Source organism: Vibrio sp. 704 (assembly GCF_033339295.1).
This window is the reverse complement of record NZ_JAWOUH010000436.1, coordinates 1-703: the sequence shown is the minus strand read 5'-3', so window position 1 is coordinate 703 and position 703 is coordinate 1. Positions and strand designations below refer to the sequence as shown.

The window sequence follows — 703 nt, the reverse complement described above, 5'->3', positions numbered from 1 at the left end:
CGAGGTTGTGAGCCATTGAAATGATGGCGCGTACCAGAGAGTCATCTTTGTTGTCTTGCTGGGTTTGTGCGATAAACGAGCGATCGATTTTAAGCCCATCAAAGTGAACTTGTTGAAGATAGGACAGGGCAGAATAGCCAGTACCAAAATCATCTAACCAGACTTCAATACCAGTGGCTTGCAGTTTGCGCAAAACGAAGTGGGCTTTTTCGATGTCGTCCATCAAAAGTGACTCCGTCACTTCTACGTGAATGTCTTTTGCGGATACATTGTATTGCGATAAAAAGTGCTCAAATATGAGGCTAAGGTCCTGGCGGTAGATTTGTCGTGGGGACAAGTTCAACGCGATATGAAAATCATGGTCGAATGCTTCTGCCCATTCCGCTCTTTGCTTGATCGCGGTTTCGATCAAATGCTCACCAAGATCGAGAATCAAGTCGTTTTGTTCTGCAATCGGAATAAACTGTTCAGGGCCAATGTAGCCTTTCTCGGGATGATTCCATCGCACTAATGCTTCAACCCCAACCAACTGGTAGGTCTTAAGGTCAAATTTAGGTTGATACCAAAGCTCAAACTGAGATAAGTCGTGGATGGAGCGACTCAGTTCTCTTTCGATATAAAGTCGTTGTTTCACCGTCGCATCGAATGCGGGATCGTAAACGGACATAATGTCTTTGCCGCGACGTTTTGATTCTTGTGCGGC

1 protein-coding gene is annotated in these 703 nt (G+C 45.4%); it reads right to left on the bottom strand.

What is annotated here, in order from left to right; genetic code table 11:
* The coding region (locus tag R7R24_RS26950) for an EAL domain-containing protein (RefSeq protein ID WP_318120156.1) at positions 1-703 on the bottom strand (703 nt) is incomplete at both ends.